General features: G+C 35.7%; 1 protein-coding gene. It reads left to right on the top strand.

Annotation, left to right across the window (positions count from 1 at the left end; genetic code table 11):
* Positions 1–370, top strand: a 370-nt coding sequence (speG, locus tag KYG_RS18750; RefSeq protein WP_008906506.1) for a spermidine N1-acetyltransferase, incomplete at both ends; no start/stop codon positions are given.

The raw sequence follows: 370 nt of genomic DNA, 5'->3' as shown, positions 1-370 counted from the left end.
AAGAGCCGTATGAGGCATTCGTGGAGCTGCAAGACTTATACGATAAACATATACATGATCAAAGTGAACGCCGATTTATCGTTGAAAAAGATAATGAAATGGTTGGGTTAGTTGAGTTAGTGGAAATCGATTATATTCACCGTAGAACGGAATTCCAAATTATTATTGATCCGAATTATCAAGGATATGGTTATGCAGCGGAAGCGACGCGTTTAGCGATGGATTACGCTTTTTCTGTACTAAATATGCATAAGATTTATTTAGTGGTGGATAAGGAAAATGAAAAAGCGGTACATGTTTATAAAAAGGTTGGATTTATGGTAGAAGGTGAACTGTTAGATGAGTTTTTCGTTGATGGTAACTATCATAA

Source organism: Acidovorax sp. NO-1 (assembly GCF_000238595.1).
Classification (GTDB): Bacteria; Pseudomonadota; Gammaproteobacteria; order Burkholderiales; family Burkholderiaceae_C; genus Acidovorax.
Note: the sequence above shows the minus strand (reverse complement) of the source record. Positions and strands in the feature narration are given on the sequence as shown.